The organism is Wolbachia endosymbiont of Tuta absoluta (assembly GCF_059414725.1).
In genome coordinates this window covers 1-394 of record NZ_JBNRJY010000577.1, presented here as the reverse complement: position 1 = coordinate 394, position 394 = coordinate 1, and the positions used below count along the sequence as shown (strand labels likewise).

The 394-nt window shown below is 33.2% G+C and carries 1 pseudogene; it reads left to right on the top strand.

Features of this window, described 5'->3' with window-relative positions:
- Nucleotides 1-163 precede the first annotated feature (163 nt).
- Nucleotides 164-394 (top strand): annotated as a pseudogene (locus ACJ5GX_RS06405) (hypothetical protein); the annotation flags it as partial.

Here is a 394-nt window from a genome sequence, read left to right as displayed (position 1 = left end):
ATAGATGGATAGAGATTTGTTTGCAACGAACTTCATTGCCAATTTCGTATTTCGCCGTTTTTAACATTGGTACGTCTACTTTACTGTACCTACGTTGCTGATTAGCTCGGATATAACCAGCAATGTATACCGAATTAGTGTATAAGTCAGACTGTACAACACGATCGATCTACTGCGTGATTATACTAAATTGGAAGATAATAAAGAAAACAGAGAGTTATTAATAAGTGAAGTAGCAGATAATTTAGGGCTTTCCACTCAAGATAAAACAGAATCAGAAGTATTGATGGAATTAAACTCTTTACCTTCTTCGATAAAAGGTCAGGTTAATCATAATCAAGTGCAGTTTGTTGTAAATATTTTTACCAATTTAATTGTTGAAGGAAAAAGCGAA